This is a genomic window from Alcaligenes sp. NLF5-7, assembly GCF_024266725.1.
In the GTDB taxonomy this organism is placed as follows: domain Bacteria; phylum Pseudomonadota; class Gammaproteobacteria; order Burkholderiales; family Burkholderiaceae_B; genus Alcaligenes; species Alcaligenes phenolicus.
On sequence record NZ_CP100755.1, the window covers coordinates 1,732,651 to 1,748,896 of the forward strand.

Annotated in this window: 14 protein-coding genes and 4 tRNA genes; 15 read left to right on the plus strand and 3 right to left on the minus strand. The window is 50.7% G+C overall.

Translation table 11 applies throughout. The features are described 5' to 3' along the window. Positions 1-164: 164 nt before the first annotated feature. Complete coding sequence (locus MID00_RS08095) at positions 165-1,532, minus strand: diguanylate cyclase (RefSeq protein ID WP_009458322.1); 1,368 nt, start codon at positions 1,530-1,532, stop codon at positions 165-167. Between the two features lie 1,546 nt (positions 1,533-3,078). Between MID00_RS08095 and MID00_RS08100 the strand changes: the two genes are divergently transcribed. Further along, positions 3,079-4,137, plus strand: a complete 1,059-nt coding sequence (locus MID00_RS08100) for a metallophosphoesterase (RefSeq protein WP_254500152.1) — start codon at positions 3,079-3,081, stop codon at positions 4,135-4,137. A 601-nt stretch (positions 4,138-4,738) separates the two neighbouring features. Here MID00_RS08100 and MID00_RS08105 read toward each other — a convergent pair. Together MID00_RS08105 and MID00_RS08110 are read right to left on the minus strand one after the other, a co-directional pair. After that, positions 4,739-5,167, minus strand: a complete 429-nt coding sequence (locus MID00_RS08105; RefSeq protein ID WP_254500153.1) for a hypothetical protein — start codon at positions 5,165-5,167, stop codon at positions 4,739-4,741. A 139-nt stretch (positions 5,168-5,306) separates the two neighbouring features. Next, positions 5,307-6,479, minus strand: a complete 1,173-nt coding sequence (locus MID00_RS08110; RefSeq protein ID WP_254500154.1) for a methionine aminotransferase — start codon at positions 6,477-6,479, stop codon at positions 5,307-5,309. Positions 6,480-7,367: 888 nt separating this feature from the next. Here MID00_RS08110 and mnmG point away from each other — a divergent pair. The 14 genes from mnmG (at position 7,368) to rplA (ending at position 16,233) form a co-directional block, all read left to right on the plus strand. Further along, a complete protein-coding gene (mnmG, locus tag MID00_RS08115) occupies positions 7,368-9,284 on the plus strand; it encodes a tRNA uridine-5-carboxymethylaminomethyl(34) synthesis enzyme MnmG (protein WP_250756341.1) in 1,917 nt (638 codons plus the stop codon). Next, on the plus strand, positions 9,281-9,952 hold the full coding sequence (gene rsmG / locus MID00_RS08120) for a 16S rRNA (guanine(527)-N(7))-methyltransferase RsmG (RefSeq protein WP_137431130.1): 672 nt from the start codon (positions 9,281-9,283) through the stop codon (positions 9,950-9,952). Before mnmG ends, rsmG begins: the two co-directional genes overlap by 4 nt. Before the next feature lie 2 nt (positions 9,953-9,954). Beyond that, entirely contained in the window at positions 9,955-10,770 is an 816-nt protein-coding gene (locus MID00_RS08125; protein ID WP_254500155.1) for a ParA family protein, read from the plus strand. 29 nt (positions 10,771-10,799) lie between these two features. After that, positions 10,800-11,738 carry a ParB/RepB/Spo0J family partition protein gene (locus MID00_RS08130; RefSeq protein ID WP_009462421.1) on the plus strand — a complete coding sequence of 313 codons (939 nt, stop codon included), beginning with the start codon at positions 10,800-10,802 and terminating at the stop codon, positions 11,736-11,738. Positions 11,739-11,894: 156 nt separating this feature from the next. Continuing rightward, positions 11,895-12,197: a hypothetical protein gene (locus tag MID00_RS08135; protein WP_128831707.1), complete on the plus strand. Its 303-nt coding sequence runs from the start codon at positions 11,895-11,897 to the stop codon at positions 12,195-12,197. A gap of 132 nt (positions 12,198-12,329) precedes the next feature. Next, a tRNA-Tyr gene (locus MID00_RS08140) sits at positions 12,330-12,416 on the plus strand. A gap of 56 nt (positions 12,417-12,472) precedes the next feature. Further along, a tRNA-Gly gene (locus MID00_RS08145) sits at positions 12,473-12,546 on the plus strand. A gap of 37 nt (positions 12,547-12,583) precedes the next feature. Then, positions 12,584-12,658, plus strand: a tRNA-Thr gene (locus MID00_RS08150). A gap of 43 nt (positions 12,659-12,701) precedes the next feature. Further along, on the plus strand, positions 12,702-13,892 hold the full coding sequence (gene tuf, locus MID00_RS08155) for an elongation factor Tu (RefSeq protein WP_009462422.1): 1,191 nt from the start codon (positions 12,702-12,704) through the stop codon (positions 13,890-13,892). 95 nt (positions 13,893-13,987) lie between these two features. Then, a tRNA-Trp gene (locus MID00_RS08160) sits at positions 13,988-14,063 on the plus strand. 45 nt (positions 14,064-14,108) lie between these two features. Continuing rightward, positions 14,109-14,489 carry a preprotein translocase subunit SecE gene (secE, locus tag MID00_RS08165; RefSeq protein ID WP_009464327.1) on the plus strand — a complete coding sequence of 127 codons (381 nt, stop codon included), beginning with the start codon at positions 14,109-14,111 and terminating at the stop codon, positions 14,487-14,489. 9 nt (positions 14,490-14,498) lie between these two features. Further along, the gene (nusG, locus tag MID00_RS08170; RefSeq protein WP_009464325.1) at positions 14,499-15,032 is read left to right on the plus strand and encodes a transcription termination/antitermination protein NusG; all 534 of its coding nucleotides are present in this window, start codon (positions 14,499-14,501) and stop codon (positions 15,030-15,032) included. Between the two features lie 67 nt (positions 15,033-15,099). After that, entirely contained in the window at positions 15,100-15,534 is a 435-nt protein-coding gene (gene rplK, locus MID00_RS08175) for a 50S ribosomal protein L11 (protein ID WP_009464323.1), read from the plus strand. Between the two features lie 3 nt (positions 15,535-15,537). Then, a complete protein-coding gene (gene rplA / locus MID00_RS08180; RefSeq protein ID WP_009464321.1) occupies positions 15,538-16,233 on the plus strand; it encodes a 50S ribosomal protein L1 in 696 nt (231 codons plus the stop codon). Positions 16,234-16,246 lie beyond the last annotated feature (13 nt).

Sequence of the window (16,246 nt, forward strand, 5' to 3'; positions counted from 1 at the left end):
TCAATGTAATTGTGTTTCACGCGCCACATCCGGCCGGGGCCGCCACTTCAAAGGCCGCGCAACCGTCAGGAATCAGGCACCAAACACTGGCAGGAACAAAACAATACGCACTTGTAGCACAGGTTGCCGCCATACGACATAAAAGGGCGGGCAAGCCCGTCCCATCAGACGTAGACAACCCGGTCGCGGCCTTCTTCTTTGGCCTGATACAAGGCGCGGTCAACCCGGCGCAGCGTACGCTCGTAATCCGGGTGACCGTCGTACAAGGCCACACCAATACTGGCGGTGATACTCATGCTTTCGCCATCCACAACCCGGAAGGTCTCCGCATGAATACGTAGACGCAAATTACGGGCGGCACGCATCGCACCATCCGCATCCACGTCGACCAAGACCAGAAGGAACTCTTCGCCCCCAAGGCGGAACACATAGTCACCGGCACGCGCGCTATTGCTGAGCAGTTCAGCAAACTGACGCAGGATACGATCACCGGCATCATGGCCATGGGTATCATTAACCCGCTTGAAGAAGTCTATATCCACGGCCAGCAGCGCAAAACGCGATCCCCGCTGCTGGGCATAGCCCACTTCACGGCTAAGCACGACAGGCAGGTATTTACGGCTTAACAGGCGGGTCAGCACGTCCCGGCCCGACTCCAGCTCGTTTTGCTGCTCGAACAAGCGATCCAGGTGCAAACCAATGGCTCGGGTTCGATCACGCAGCTCATGCAAGCGTAGAACCTGTCCTTTCGCGTCCCCTTGCTCGAAAGCCGGCATCAGCTCGGTATCAATCAGGTTCATCAAGTCCAGGATCTCACGACTCTCTACCGTGCCCTGAAAGGCATGCGCGCCCTTGTGCTTGAACCAGATACCGAAGTCCGAATCTCCGATTCGCGGGGCAGGCGTCACACCATTGTTGACCGCCATCGCAAACATGAAGAGATTTTCCCAATCCAGCAGCGCGGCTCGCTGTCGACCACGCTCGGCCGCTACGTTCTGCACAATGGCAAACAGGCGATAGGACTCTTCAGCACGGGATTTACGCTCACGCGAATTGGCATAGGCATGGCTCATCAGCTCCATCGCCAGATCAATGAAGTTCTGAATGTAGCGATAGCACTCCCAGGCCTGCTCGGAACTAATAGTCGAAGATTCAAACAGGAAGCGGGCGTAACGCCCCTTGAGCAAGCGTGCACCACGCAGCACCAGGTGAACCGGCACCCCAACCCGAGCATGGACCTCGCCAACCTGATTTTGCAGCTTGACCTGATCTTGCATATCACTGTGCTCATCCACCGAAAACAGCTGTACCAACCAACTGCGCAAGGAGCGATGCAAGCGCTTGTGTACCTGATCATGCGAGAGATACACCTGTGCGGCAGGGTGCTTGAGCATATGCGTATAAAAGTGGGTCGCAAGCTCGTCCTGATTATCTTGAGTGATAGTCAGCACATGAGCACGGACCGCCAGGGGCACTTTCTGGAGCAAGCCGTGCCAGTCCTGAGCGGCTTCTTCGATATTCGGTTGAGACATGAAGTACAGGGAGAGTAGCGAGACGATACTTAAGGATTAAACAGCCTTGGCGGCAATTGTTACATGAGGGGAGATTTCGCGCTATTTCTTATAGCGATACAAGCCACGGGCTAGCAGGAGAATACCCTTGCTGCCCACAAGGAAAAAACATACCCCTTGAAGATAAGTGGGTGATTCCACGGGCCAAGGCAGAATTACGTTGTCCATGTACTGGAGCAAGTGCCGGTTTCGCCTCACTTTGACAGCAGTTTGCGATTCAAACCCATGGCTTTGTCGACCTAAACGCCCCGAAAGTTCCACGGTGAGCAGATTGTCCTATCAAAGTCGATAGCTGACAAAACGAATTGCCCACTATCGCCAAAAAGCCACGTTTGGCATACGGACAGAGAACGATCAATAAAGCGTGCTAGTGCTTGGGCAGGGGAGGGAGTGCCGGGAAACAGGCACATAGGACTGGGTTTATATCCAATACTGAGCAAATACCCAGACTTCCATAAGACAGCCTGGCCGCCGCAGTCGGGTCGGGTCGGGTCGGGTCGGGTCGGGTCGGGTCGGGTCGGGTCGGGTCGGGTCGGGTCGGGTCGGGTCGGGTCGGGTCGGGTCGGGTCGGGTCGGCAGATAGGTTCCACCGCTAAACCCGATCATTCAATACTTATTACTCTGCTTGAAGTCATTTTTTATTAAAAATAAGCAAACTTTATCTAAAAAAACTCGGGAAGGAATCAAGAAACACTTAAATAAAGCGACTGGAGAATAGAGATAAACAGACTCAAATGATTGATTAGTTTCTGTTTTTTATAAGGAAGCCCATTAATAAAAAAAGAGGCCATTCCAAATAAAAGATAGATAAATAAGGAGAAAGCAATCCAGACAAAAATTAAAAATTCGGATTGATAATTTTTTATTTTTTGAAAAAAGAAATAAAAACTGAAATAAAAACAAAACCACGATATTGAATTACAAAAACAGGGTTTTGTTTAGATCGAGAAAGCAAATAACAATCGTGATAATCGAACTTATCCACAGGGTTTGGATAACAAAGAAATCCACAATTTTATTAACAAAATAGATTAAACCAGAAATGGAAATATAAAATCTGGTGAAATCAGCGGTTAATAAGAAAGTGAATAATTTGTGGATATTATAAGGGCTTAATTCGCACTTCAACATGATGTTGGTGCAAACACCGACATCCGCTCATCCAGATGCTCCAGGCGGGCGAGATCCGGCCAGAAAATCGGTCAGGGACTGGGCAAAAAAGCTATATTTGAGGCAGCTACTGGCTCTGGGCCCCTGTGGATAAGCTCCAAGAAGGCCTGCTGTGGACCTGCTGTGGATGAAAGGGGGATAAGTTGCCTGTCTGGCCAGGCCTCAAATCTTGTCCAGTTTCGGTCCACCGACTCCATCGGGGTGGTGCACAGGCAGAAGTAATCAATAAGTTGCTGAAATTAAAGGTTAATTTCTATCTATGCCACTTATCCACAGACACCCATTATCCATTACCAGTTATATATATAGTTATTATTAAATAAAGATCTCTTCACCCATGCCCAACTTTCTTGTACAGCCTTTACCTGCTGGTTCTTTAGACATCATCGGTGATGTACACGGAGAGCTCCAGGCCTTGCAACAACTGATCCAAAATTTGGGTTACCAGGAAGATGGCTCTCATCCAGAGAAACGTAGCCTGATATTTGTGGGAGATTATTGTGACCGAGGTCCTGATAGCCCTGCTGTAATTGAATACCTTAAGTACTTGATAAATAATAATAAAGCAAAAGGAATATTAGGTAATCATGAAATCAATCTACTGATAGACGATGCAAAAGATGGATCAGGTTGGTATTTTGATCAGCGATATCAATCAGATTTAAAGAATTACTCTCCATTTACGCGTTCAAAACCTCAAAATAGAGACAAAATCCGGAAGTTTTTAAGCTCACTACCCATTGCATTGGAAAGAAATGATCTGAGAATTGTGCATGCAGCCTGGAATAATCCTGCTATTGATGCAATTAGATCGGTTAAAAGCGAAGATTTTCTTGATTTTTTCTTTGAATGTGAGCGTAAAGCTGATACGTATGCAGAAAAAAAAGGAATTCTGAATAAATATCTAGCGGCAAAACAAGAATGGAAAGAAAAAATTGAAGACCCAAAGGCCTTGATGCCTTTGTTGCAGGCCTACATTGACTACGATTTGGTCAAAAATGACTTCAACCCCATCCGTTTGCTGACTTCCGGCACTGAAGGACCCGCAGATCGTCCGTTTTTTGCTGGCAATCGTTGGCGTTTTTCCGACCGAACTCCTTGGTGGAACAGCTACCAGGACGATATTCCTGTCGTTTTTGGCCACTATTGGCGCCAGCTTTTCCCTCAACCAACAGCGAAAATGTCTAAATATTCCTTATTATTCAAGGATATAGATCCATTTTCCTGGCATGGAGCAAAGAAAAACACGTTTTGCGTGGATTTTTCCGTAGGGGCTCGTTGGCGCGATCGCCGCAAGGACCAGGCACCTGAAGGCTCCGCTTTTCACCTGGCCGCTTTGCGTTGGCCAGAGAAAATCATCATGACAGACACCGGATTTACCCAAGCAACCCGATAAATTCACTTTATATTCCGCTGTTACAATTTTCTTTGCTGTGGATAAGCTCTAGGAAGAGCATTGTGAACAGGGTGTGGATACATAAGGCATAAGTAGGTACTTCTTTGTGAAGTCTAAAAGTTGTACCTAAACCATCCACCGGTAAGCGTTAGATCTATCCCCGGAAAAAAAAGCGCTAAGCTCTTGTTTTAACGCTGCTAAAGACACTTGTTCGACTTATCAACAGGGCTCCATCCAATAATTCCAATAAAAGATTTAAGTGCTTGTTATATAAGATAAGTTCAACTCTCTGCAGGCCAGCTCCATGCCCTTTGCAAGCTAAAAGTTCTCGACTAAGATGCAGTCCATGAACAAAAATCACGATCTCGCTCAAAGCTGGCTTATGCGGCTTTTGCATACAGAAATATGAGCGGTAAAGGCTGAAAATTTATTTTCAGAACCATACAAGATCGACTTTGTCGTCTGTTCCCAGAGCTTTCTTTCAACATGAGAAAAACTCAAACAAAGGAACGGGGTGGCAAAAGAGGGGTGTTCTACCTGGACGACATGTTTGGCCAAGAGTTTGCTATGGCTGCAGGGATTGTTGCGCCTGGAGCTTGTACTAGGTCAATCTTGTTTGAATTTTTGACTTATCCACATTTTGTGGGTAAAGCGTTGGTTTGTGCTTGCTCGTATCTTGTGGTGCTCGAAGAGGCTTGGTGACCTGTGTATTTTCACAGTTGCAAAGTCTGTTCGAAGCTTGTGATATTGAAATAAGTCCTTGTTTTATATCTATATTTTTTGTGGTTTTAACTTTGAGGCCTGTTTTTTTGCAAGCCACATGAACTGAAACAGGAAGGCCTGCGAGCTGGCTGATTTTTACTTTTCTTAAAGGAAAAGAAGCGATAACTGGGCAAAAAATCAGGTTTACCCCCAAAGTTATCAACAGGACAGCGCTGGAAGGCTGTATTGCCTGTTTCACGTTTGGTGTTCTATGGGGCACAAGATGCGGGTTTTGTGGTTTGCGGCAGATGGTTTGTGCTTCGGGCAATGCTTGCTGTTTTACGTCGCCGTTGCAGGGCTTGTGTGACAGATTTAGGCAAGATTGCGACGACTGCACTTGTCCACAAAAATCAGGACACAAAAAAAACCGCCTGACGGCGGTTTGATGAAGGTAGGGAAAAAAGCCTTTAGACCTTTTTCAGGCGTTCAATAGCCTGGTCCAGGGTGTTGAGCTGCTTGGCAAAGCAAAAACGCAGCAAACGATGGTTAGCCTGCTCAGAATTGGGATTCAGGTAGAAGGCAGAGACGGGGATCGCGCCTACGCCATAGTTCTGGTTCAGATGCTTGGCAAAATCCAGCTCGGACAGCTCCGAAATGTGTTCGTAGCTGGCTAGCAAGAAGAAAGTCCCTTCACTGGGCATAGGAGTGAAACGGGTGTTCTGCAGACCTTGATGCAAATGATCGCGTTTTTCCTGGTAGAACGCGGGCAGACTCTCCCAGGTGGCTGGATCCTGCATATAGGTGGCTAAACCAGCCTGTAAGGGGCTAGGAACGGTAAAGACGGTGTATTGGTGGACCTTGCGAATTTCCGTGCTGAGACTGGCAGGAGCACAGCAGTAGCCTACTTTCCAACCTGTGGCGTGGAAGGTTTTGCCAAAGGAAGAAACGATTACTGCTCGTTCTGCCAGGAGAGGGCGGGTAGCAAGGCTCAGATGCTCTTTCTGATCGAAGGTCAGGTGTTCATAGACCTCATCGGACAAGATGATCAAGGAAGGATGTTTTTCTACAATCTGCTCCAACGCGTCCAGATCCTGGGGCTGCAAGATGGTGCAGGTTGGGTTGTGTGGGAAATTGATCACCAGCATACGGGTCTTGCTGGTGATGGCTTGTTCCACACGGTCCCAGTCGACGCGGTAGTAGGGTACAGCCTCGCTAGGTGCTGTCATGGGGACAGCAACAGGGGTACCTCCGGCCAGCTCGATGGCGGGGATATACAGATCGTAGAAGGGCTCGATTACGACGACCTCATCGCCTGTGTGCACAAAGGCCTGGAAACTGGCCATTAAGGCCTCAGTAGCGCCACTGGTGACGGTGATTTCCGTATCCACGTTGTAAAGGTGGCCATACCGAGCCTGCGTCTTGCTTGCAATGGCGGCTCGCAGGGCAGGGTAACCAGCCATGGCAGGGTATTGGTTGATGCCATCCAGCATGGCCTGGTGCACAGCCTCAATCAGGGCTGGATCCGGATTGAAGTCTGGAAAGCCCTGTCCCAGGTTAATGGCCTTATGCTCCAGAGCCAGCTGGCTCATGGTTGTAAAGATGGTGGTGCCCACAGAAGGGAGCTTGGATGTGATCTGCATGGGTCTACTGATATGAATAATAAAAATGCACCCGCGCTTCAGATTTGAGTAAAAAGTTGGGTGGCGAAGTATCAGACAAATTCTTGTCGAAAATACCATAGATTCTGCGCGTATCTGTTGATCGTGGAACTGAGCACTCAGGATCGGTTTCTTACATTGATATAGCTATTGCCTATATAGGTTCCGAGCCCGGCTTCTCCTGCTGTTTTCCTTCCTCAGCTCTCGCGCTGCAGGTTCGTGTTGTAGCTGCGGGAGTTTTCTGGCTAGACCTGTGTCTTAACTTCGGCCTCTCGATTAAGTCCCAGGTTTTAAGCTAGGCGTTAAAGGTGCTGCTGTTGTTTCTTCAAAGTATCTGTCGTCTCAAGTAAATCCTGTTCTATCTGGGTAGCTGTCTTTTTGCGCATAGGACACTTTTTTCTTGTAGCCAAGGTAGTCGGATTACATAATCGACACCTTATATTCTCCGCAGGCCAGCGGAAATTTCCTTATCGCCACACCGTAGAACGGTGGATGTGGTCCTCGGGCAGTATTTCTTTTTATTGCTCTGTTATCCACAATTTTGCTGCCTGCTTGGGCTGCTTTTATCCACCTGTTGTGAGGTACTGGCTTAGATAGCCCCTTTTAGGGGATTTAAGAGTGATAAGCGCGCCTTTTATGGCTTCGCTCCCTAGGGATTTCTGGCTGAAGAAAATCTTTGCAAGCGCTGCCTGTGCTTCCCAAGGTGGCCTGGGGATAAAAAAGCGTCCCTTTCTCCACAAAGTTATCCACAGTGGTATTTACGCAAAAAACTGTGTTCCACGTGGAACAGATATTGGTTCCATGTGTTTCACGTGGAACATACTCCGCTGGTAATCGTATAATTGATTTTTATTTTTTAGCTGTTCTGACATGATTTATCCCGAAGAGTTTGACGTTATTGTCATAGGCGGCGGACATGCTGGTACCGAAGCGGCTTTAGCGGCAGCTCGAACCGGCGTGTCTACCTTATTGTTAACCCATAATATGGATACCTTGGGGCAGATGTCCTGCAACCCTTCTATTGGGGGGATTGGGAAGGGGCATTTGGTCAAGGAGGTGGATGCGCTGGGCGGGGCAATGGCGTTGGCTACCGACCACGCCGGTATTCAATTCCGTACTCTGAATAGCTCCAAAGGCCCGGCCGTGCGCGCCACTCGTGCTCAGGCGGACCGTTCTTTGTACCGCAAGGCTATTCGCGAGGTTCTACAAAACCAAGCCAACCTGATGGTGTTCCAGCAATCAGTCGAAGACTTGATTGTGGAAGGTGATCGGGTTGTGGGTGCTGTGACCAAGATTGGCTTGGAATTCAAAGCCAAATCTGTGGTTCTGACAGCAGGAACTTTTTTGAATGGTCTGGTCCATGTAGGCCTGAATAATTATTCTGCGGGCCGGGCAGGGGATCCACCGTCCATCAGTTTGGCGCATCGTTTGCGGGAACTGCAGTTACCGCAAGGGCGGTTGAAGACAGGAACCCCTCCGCGCATTGATGCCAACACCATCGATTTCTCCCGCCTGGAAGTCCAACCTGGCGATAGCGACCCGATTCCGGTGTTCTCTTATATGGGCGATGTTTCCATGCATCCTCAGCAGATGCCGTGCTGGATTACGCATACCAACGAGCGTACCCACGACATCATCCGTTCCGGGCTGGATCGCTCGCCCATGTATAGCGACCAAGGCACTATCGAGGGCATTGGTCCGCGTTACTGCCCGTCTATCGAAGACAAGATTCATCGCTTTGCGGACAAGAGCAGCCATCAAGTGTTTTTGGAGCCTGAAGGCTTGAGCACGACCGAGATCTACCCTAATGGTGTCTCGACCAGCTTGCCTTTCGATATCCAGTTGGCTATGGTGCGCAGCCTGCCTGGTTTGGAAAATGCCCGCATCATGCGTCCAGGTTACGCGATTGAATACGATTATTTCGACCCTCGATCCCTGTACCCCACGCTGGAGACCAAACAGATTCGTGGCTTGTTCTTTGCCGGTCAGATCAATGGCACGACAGGTTATGAAGAAGCCGCCGCTCAGGGCTTGTTGGCCGGGGTGAACGCAGCGCGTTTGGCACAAGAGAAAGAGCAGTGGTATCCACGTCGCAACGAAGCCTATCTTGGTGTGTTGGTAGACGATTTGATTACCCGTGGGGTGACCGAGCCTTACCGTATGTTCACGTCTCGTGCCGAATACCGTTTGAGTCTGCGGGAGGATAATGCCGACCAGCGATTGACTGAAATTGGCCGGGAGTTGGGCCTGGTGGATGATGCCCGTTGGGATCATTTCAATCGCAAACGCGATGCGGTTGCACGTGAAATTGAACGCTTGAAGGGCACTTGGGTGAACCCCCGCAATTTGCCTGCCGAACAAGCAAATGCACTGTTAGGTAAAAGTATCGAACGGGAGTACTCCTTCTTCGATTTGCTCAAACGTCCCGAAGTGGACTATGCCAAGTTGATGGCCGTGCTGAATGATCAAGGCATGCCTGTAGCAGGCCCAGGTCTGGAAGATCCGGTGCATGTTGAGCAGGTGGAAATTCAGGTGAAGTATGCGGGCTATGTGGCGCGTCAGCAGGATGAGGTGACTCGTCAGGCAGCACTGGAAGAGCAAGCCATTCCAGAGGACCTGGATTACGACGACATCAAGGGATTGTCGATTGAGGTGCGCCAACGCTTGAAGGCTGCCAAGCCTTTAACCATTGGCCAGGCCGGGCGTGTTCAAGGTGTGACACCTGCGGCGGTTTCTTTATTGTTGGTACACCTGAAGCGCAAGCAAAAGAACAAACAAACGGCATGAGCGATATTTTTTCAAAACGCCTGAATCAGGCCCTGCTGGATTTGGGTCTGGATCAGGACCCTGTCCTGGTACGCAAGCTACTGGATTATATAAATCAGTTGCAGCGTTGGAACCGTACCTATAATCTGACCGCCCTGCGTGACCCAGATCAAATGCTGGTGCAACACATTTTTGATAGCCTGTCGATTGTCCGTCCTTTTCAGAACTATCTGGCCGGCAACAATACACAGACACAAGAATCGGTAAAGATTGTAGATGTAGGTTCAGGGGCAGGTTTGCCGGGAGTTGTTTTGGCAGCATCATGTTCCACGTGGAACATTAGCTGTATTGATGCTGTCGAGAAAAAAATGGCATTTGTTCGACAAATGGTTGGTGCTTTGGCCTTGCCCAATTTGTCGGCGATGCATGTGCGTGTAGAGCAGCTGGAACCCATGCAGGCAGATATTGTGGTTTCCCGAGCTTTTTCTTCGCTGCTTGATTTCGTAAATTTGGCAGGCAGGCATGTTCGTCCAGGTGGACGCATTGCGGCTATGAAGGGTAAAGAACCTGATCAAGAAATAGCGGCATTGCAATCTGAAAGTAACTGGCGGGTCGAACGAATAGAATCATTAACCGTACCGGAGCTAGAGGCACAGCGTTGTCTAGTGTGGTTGGTGCAGCAAGGATAATCATGAGTAAAAAAGACGATAAATCTCCCCGTGCCTATGTGTTTTGTATTGCGAACCAAAAGGGCGGGGTTGGCAAGACGACCACAGCAATTAATTTGGCAGCTGCTCTTGCTGTGCTGAAGAAAAAGGTTTTATTGATTGACCTGGATCCTCAGGGCAATGCCACCATGGGTAGTGGTATTGATAAAAACAGCCTGTCTGGTAATTTGTACCAAGTGCTGATTGGCGACGAAAGCATTGCTAACGTAAAGATATATTCAGAAACAGGTGGCTATGACGTCTTGCCTTCCAATAGGGAGCTGTCGGGCGCAGAAATCGACCTGATCCAGATGCAAGAGCGTGAGCAACAACTTAAACAGGCTCTGGCTCAGGTGTTGGACGATTACGATTTTGTGCTGATCGACTGCCCGCCTACCTTGTCCTTACTGACGTTAAATGGTTTGGCCAGTGCTCACGGGGTCATCATCCCCATGCAGTGCGAGTACTTTGCGCTGGAAGGGCTGTCGGATCTGGTCAACACGGTTAAACGGGTCTATCGCAATATCAACCCGGATTTGGAGTTGATTGGTTTGCTGCGGGTGATGTTTGATGGCCGCGTAACTTTGCAGCAGCAAGTCTCCAATCAGATCGAGACACACTTTGGCGATAAGGTGTTCAAGACGGTGGTGCCACGTAACGTACGTTTGGCTGAAGCGCCAAGCCACGGTATGCCAGGTATTGTGTATGACAAGAACTCCCGGGGTGCCAAGGCCTATATGGACTTTGGTAAAGAGCTGATCAAGCGCTTGAAGAAAGAATCCCGCAGCGACAAGGCATAAGGCACACAAGAATCAATAGGAATGTAAGCATGGCTACACGAAAACCAAAAGGTCTAGGTCGAGGCTTGGATGCCTTGCTCGGCGCAGACGCAGGCGCTATCGCAACCATCGGGAAAAAGGGCGAAGCGACGGTGAGCGATGGCCCACCTTCCAACCTGCCCGTCAAACTGCTCAAGGCTGGGGTGTATCAGCCGCGTACTCGCATGGACGAGGGCGCCTTGAACGAGCTGGCCGAGTCCATTCGCGCACAAGGCGTGATGCAGCCTATTCTGGTGCGTCCTCTGTCTGGTAAGGACAAGGGCAAATACGAAATCATCGCCGGTGAACGTCGTTTCCGTGCGTCGCAAATTGCTGGTCTGGAAGAAGTGCCCGTTCTGGTGCGCGAGGTAGGCGACGAGAACGCCGCCATCATGGCACTGATCGAGAACATCCAGCGTGAAGATCTGAATCCGCTGGAAGAGGCGCAAGGTGTGAAGCGTTTACTGGACGAGTTCGGTCTGACTCATGAGCAGGCGGCTCAGGCGATTGGCCGCTCGCGTTCGACTACCAGCAACCTGCTGCGTCTGATCAACCTGGCAGAGCCTGTGCAGATCATGCTGCTGGCCGGCGACATCGATATGGGTCACGCTCGTGCCTTGCTGGCTGTGGACGCTGCCCGTCAGATCATGTTGGCCAACGAGGTGATTGCCCGCCGTCTGTCGGTGCGTGAAACCGAGAAGCTGGTCGCCCGTGCTTTGCACGAGGATGACGAGCCTGCCAGCAAGCAGGCCCAGAGCAAGGCGAACCGCAATGGCGACGTACAGCGCTTTGAAAAGGTGCTGTCTGACCACCTGGGTACCAAGGTGACCTTGAAGGTCGGTGCCAAGGACAAGGGCCAGTTGCAGATTGCTTTCCATGGCTGGGAGCATTTGAATGCTTTGCTGGAAAAGCAGGGGCTGTCGTCTTTGTTGGAGCAAACGGACGATTAAGTCAGGCCCGCGCCACGCTGAAAGCGATGCAGTTGATGTAGAAAGCCGACCTGAGGTCGGCTTTTTCTTTGCCATGCCCCGTGTTCTGCTACTGAGCAGTATTTGGCTGAAAAAAAAGAAGCAGTTGGTGGGAGCTGAACTGGAACAACTTCTGGAATGATGGATTGCTCCTTCCTAAGTAAAGTTCATCAGCAATCCAAGCTTCTTTCTGGAGGTAGTTCATGGCTGCATGGTGCTTGTGCCCCGGCCAGTGGAAAACAGCAAGAGGAACTCCAAGCAAGTCAGGGAACAGAGCAGGGAAGACGTCCGAGAGCCGGATTAAAAGTGAAAAATCCGGTTTCGTATCTTTTGCTTACAAAAATAAGCGCTGAAAACAGAAAAAAATCTATGTGTTTACCAGTATTTCACCGTGATTTCCCAGTTTTGAAAGCATTCAAAAGCGGCATGTCTGACGCCTGAAAACAGTGACAAAACCAGTAAGAAAAGCACCCAAAATCCAGTTTTTTTAAAAAATTCATCGAATTATTCAGTTTTCTTCCCAAAAGGCTTGACGACCTCTTAAAACATGTCCATAATTCGATTTTCGCTTCGGGTGGGATGTCCGAGTGGTTAAAGGAGGCAGACTGTAAATCTGTTGGCCCTGCGCCTACGTTGGTTCGAATCCAACTCCCACCACCAGCACTTTTCTAGAGTCAGCCAGCAAGGCGACTTTAGGAGAGGGTGAAGAAAAGTCTGCGGGTGTAGCTCAATGGTAGAGCAGAAGCCTTCCAAGCTTAAGACGAGGGTTCGATCCCCTTCACCCGCTCCAGGTAAAAATCTTTAGCCACTCTCGGCTGAAGTTGAATGCCCATGTGGCTCAGTGGTAGAGCACTCCCTTGGTAAGGGAGAGGTCACGCGTTCGATCCGCGTCATGGGCACCACATCTCTCTTCTCTATATCGTTCTATCCCTTCAGGAGTCTGCCATGGCTAAAGGCAAGTTTGAACGGACTAAACCGCACGTCAACGTCGGTACTATCGGTCACGTTGACCACGGTAAAACCACTCTGACCGCTGCAATCTGCACGGTTCTGTCCAAGGCATACGGCGGCGAAGCGCGCGATTACTCGCAGATCGACAACGCCCCTGAAGAAAAAGCACGTGGTATCACCATCAGCACGTCGCACGTTGAGTACGAAACGCCTAACCGTCACTACGCTCACGTTGACTGCCCCGGCCACGCTGACTACGTCAAGAACATGATTACCGGTGCTGCCCAGATGGACGGCGCTATTCTGGTTTGCTCGGCTGCTGACGGCCCAATGCCCCAGACTCGCGAGCACATCCTGCTGAGCCGTCAGGTTGGCGTTCCTTACATCATCGTGTTCCTGAACAAGGCCGACATGGTTGATGACGAAGAGCTGATCGAACTGGTTGAAATGGAAGTTCGTGAACTGTTGTCCAAGTACGACTTCCCTGGCGACGACACCCCGATCATCAAGGGTTCGGCCAAACTGGCTCTGGAAGGCGACGAAGGCCCACTGGGCAGCCAAGCCGTTCTGGCTCTGGCCGAAGCGCTGGACAGCTACATTCCTACGCCTGAGCGTGCCGTTGACGGTACGTTCCTGATGCCTGTTGAAGACGTGTTCTCGATCTCCGGCCGTGGTACGGTTGTGACCGGTCGTATTGAGCGCGGCATCATCAAAGTCGGCGAAGAAATCGAAATCGTGGGTATCAAAGACACGGTCAAGACCATTTGTACCGGCGTTGAAATGTTCCGCAAACTGCTGGACCAGGGCGAAGCTGGCGATAACGTCGGTCTGCTGCTGCGTGGTACCAAGCGTGAAGACGTGGAACGTGGTCAGGTTCTGGCCAAGCCAGGCTCGATCAAGCCACACACGGACTTCGACGCCGAGGTGTACATTCTGTCCAAAGAAGAGGGTGGTCGTCACACTCCTTTCTTCAAGGGCTACCGTCCTCAGTTCTACTTCCGTACAACTGACGTGACCGGCACCATCGAGCTGCCAGAAGACAAGGAAATGGTTCTGCCAGGCGACAACATTTCGATGAAAGTGTCCCTGATCGCTCCTATCGCCATGGAAGAAGGTCTGCGCTTCGCTATTCGCGAAGGCGGCCGTACCGTTGGCGCTGGCGTGGTTGCAAAAATCATCAAGTAAAAAAAGAGTAGTAATTTTGGGCGAAAGAGGTTAATATCCTCTTTTGCCTAAAAGCCAAACGTAGCAAAGTAGCGCGCTACGGTTTGTCAAGGTATAGGGGTATAGCTCAATTGGCAGAGCGTCGGTCTCCAAAACCGAAGGTTGAGGGTTCGATTCCTTCTGCCCCTGCCACCACAGTCACTCGCCACCACCTCGCGTGGCGTCACTCGTCGGAATATGTCGAATACCAACGTAGAAACCGTTAACCGAGGTTCCGAGCGCATCAAGCTGGGCCTAGCGGTCCTAGTCGTCGCCGCCGGTATTGTTGGCTATTCCGTTCTGGATGGCCAAAATTCACTGGTTCGCGCTGGGGTATTTGTTGCCAGCTTAATCGTCGCCGTATTGATCATCTGGTTTAGCGATACAGGCCGCCGCCTGGTCGCTTTTTCTCGTGATGCCTACACGGAAGTGCGTCGCGTTCACTGGCCATCCCGTAAAGAAGCAACGCAAATGACGGGTATCGTCTTTGTGTTTGTTGCCGTTATGGCCATCTTGTTGTGGCTGATTGACAAAGGGCTCGGCTGGATCATTTATGGCCTGTTGCTGGGCTGGAAATAAAGGGCACACATGAGCAAACGCTGGTATGTGGTTCACGTTTATTCCGGCATGGAAAAAAGCGTGCACAAGGCTCTGGTGGAGCGCATTGAACGCGCTGATCTCCAAGAAGCGTTTGGTCGCATTCTGGTTCCATCGGAAGAAGTCGTTGAAGTAAAGAACGGCAAGAAATCAATTACAGAGCGACGTATTTACCCTGGTTACGTTCTGGTCGAGATGGCCTTGACCGACGAAACCTGGCACTTGGTAAAAAGTACGCCGCGAGTCACCGGCTTTTTGGGCGGTTCCGGTAACCGTCCCGCTCCCATCTCCGAGCGCGAAGTGGAAAAAATCCTGTCGCAAATGGAAGAGGGCGTTGAGAAGCCACGGCACAAAGTGCTGTTCGAGGTTGGCGAACTGGTACGCGTCAAGGACGGTCCGTTTGCAGACTTTAACGGTAACGTCGAAGAAGTTAACTACGAGAAAAACAAGGTTCGTGTCACCGTTACTATTTTCGGTCGCGCCACCCCCGTTGAACTCGATTTCGATCAAGTCGAAAAGACCTGATTAATTACAACCCCCGGGAAGCCTGTCGCATCATGTGCCAGGCGTCATCACCCGCAAGGAGCTAAGCATGGCGAAGAAAATCGTCGGCTTTATCAAGCTGCAAGTCCCAGCTGGTAAGGCAAACCCATCCCCTCCAATCGGTCCAGCGCTGGGTCAGCGCGGTCTGAACATCATGGAATTCTGCAAGGCGTTCAACGCCCAGACACAGGGTCTGGAACCCGGTCTGCCAATTCCTGTGGTGATCACCGCTTTTGCTGACAAGAGCTTCACGTTCATCATGAAGACTCCTCCAGCAACCATCCTGATCAAAAAGGCTGCTGGTATCAAATCCGGTTCTGCACGTCCTAACGTGGATAAAGTCGGTACGCTGACCCGCGCTCAGGCTGAAGAAATCGCCAAGACCAAACAACCCGACCTGACCGCTGCCGATCTGGACGCCGCTGTGCGTACCATCGCTGGTAGCGCTCGCAGCATGGGCATCAACGTTGAAGGGGTGGTGTAAGTCATGGCTAAAGTAAGCAAACGCGCAGCCGCTATTGCTGCCAAGATCGACCGCAACAAGTTCTACCCTGTGGCCGAAGCTCTGGCCCTGGTGAAAGATACTGCCACTGCCAAGTTCGACGAATCCATCGATATCGCTGTTCAGCTGGGCATCGATCCTCGTAAGTCCGACCAACTGGTCCGTGGCTCCGTGGTTCTGCCTGCTGGTACCGGTAAAACCGTGCGTGTTGCCGTTTTCGCCCAAGGCGAAAAAGCCGACGCCGCTCGTGAAGCTGGTGCTGACATCGTTGGTCTGGACGACCTGGCTGAGCAAATCAAAGCCGGTCAAATGGACTTTGACGTTGTGATCGCTTCGCCTGACACCATGCGTGTCGTTGGTACCCTGGGTCAGGTTCTGGGTCCTCGCGGCCTGATGCCAAACCCCAAGGTTGGTACTGTGACTCCTGACGTTGCTACGGCTGTTAAGAACGCCAAGGCTGGTCAAGTTCAATACCGTACCGACAAGGCCGGTATCATTCACAGCACCATTGGCCGCGCTTCGTTCAACGTTGAACAGCTGCAGACCAACCTGGCTGCTTTGGTTGACGCCTTGAACAAGGCTCGTCCAGCCGCTGCCAAGGGTGTTTACCTGCGCAAGGTTGCCGTGTCCTCCACCATGGGTGGCGGTGCACGTGTTGAAATTGCATCTCTGACTGTTTAATCAACAGTTAGAA

What these genes read in the sequence shown, in the direction of transcription:
- MID00_RS08095 (WP_009458322.1), bottom strand. Translation starts at nt 1,532, where the DNA reads ATGTCTCAACCGAATATCGAAGAAGCCGCTCAGGACTGGCACGGCTTG.
- MID00_RS08100 (WP_254500152.1), top strand. Translation starts at nt 3,079, where the DNA reads ATGCCCAACTTTCTTGTACAGCCTTTACCTGCTGGTTCTTTAGACATC.
- MID00_RS08110 (WP_254500154.1), bottom strand. Translation starts at nt 6,479, where the DNA reads ATGCAGATCACATCCAAGCTCCCTTCTGTGGGCACCACCATCTTTACA.
- mnmG (WP_250756341.1), top strand. Translation starts at nt 7,368, where the DNA reads ATGATTTATCCCGAAGAGTTTGACGTTATTGTCATAGGCGGCGGACAT.
- rsmG (WP_137431130.1), top strand. Translation starts at nt 9,281, where the DNA reads ATGAGCGATATTTTTTCAAAACGCCTGAATCAGGCCCTGCTGGATTTG.
- MID00_RS08125 (WP_254500155.1), top strand. Translation starts at nt 9,955, where the DNA reads ATGAGTAAAAAAGACGATAAATCTCCCCGTGCCTATGTGTTTTGTATT.
- MID00_RS08130 (WP_009462421.1), top strand. Translation starts at nt 10,800, where the DNA reads ATGGCTACACGAAAACCAAAAGGTCTAGGTCGAGGCTTGGATGCCTTG.
- MID00_RS08135 (WP_128831707.1), top strand. Translation starts at nt 11,895, where the DNA reads ATGATGGATTGCTCCTTCCTAAGTAAAGTTCATCAGCAATCCAAGCTT.
- tuf (WP_009462422.1), top strand. Translation starts at nt 12,702, where the DNA reads ATGGCTAAAGGCAAGTTTGAACGGACTAAACCGCACGTCAACGTCGGT.
- secE (WP_009464327.1), top strand. Translation starts at nt 14,109, where the DNA reads ATGTCGAATACCAACGTAGAAACCGTTAACCGAGGTTCCGAGCGCATC.
- nusG (WP_009464325.1), top strand. Translation starts at nt 14,499, where the DNA reads ATGAGCAAACGCTGGTATGTGGTTCACGTTTATTCCGGCATGGAAAAA.
- rplK (WP_009464323.1), top strand. Translation starts at nt 15,100, where the DNA reads ATGGCGAAGAAAATCGTCGGCTTTATCAAGCTGCAAGTCCCAGCTGGT.
- rplA (WP_009464321.1), top strand. Translation starts at nt 15,538, where the DNA reads ATGGCTAAAGTAAGCAAACGCGCAGCCGCTATTGCTGCCAAGATCGAC.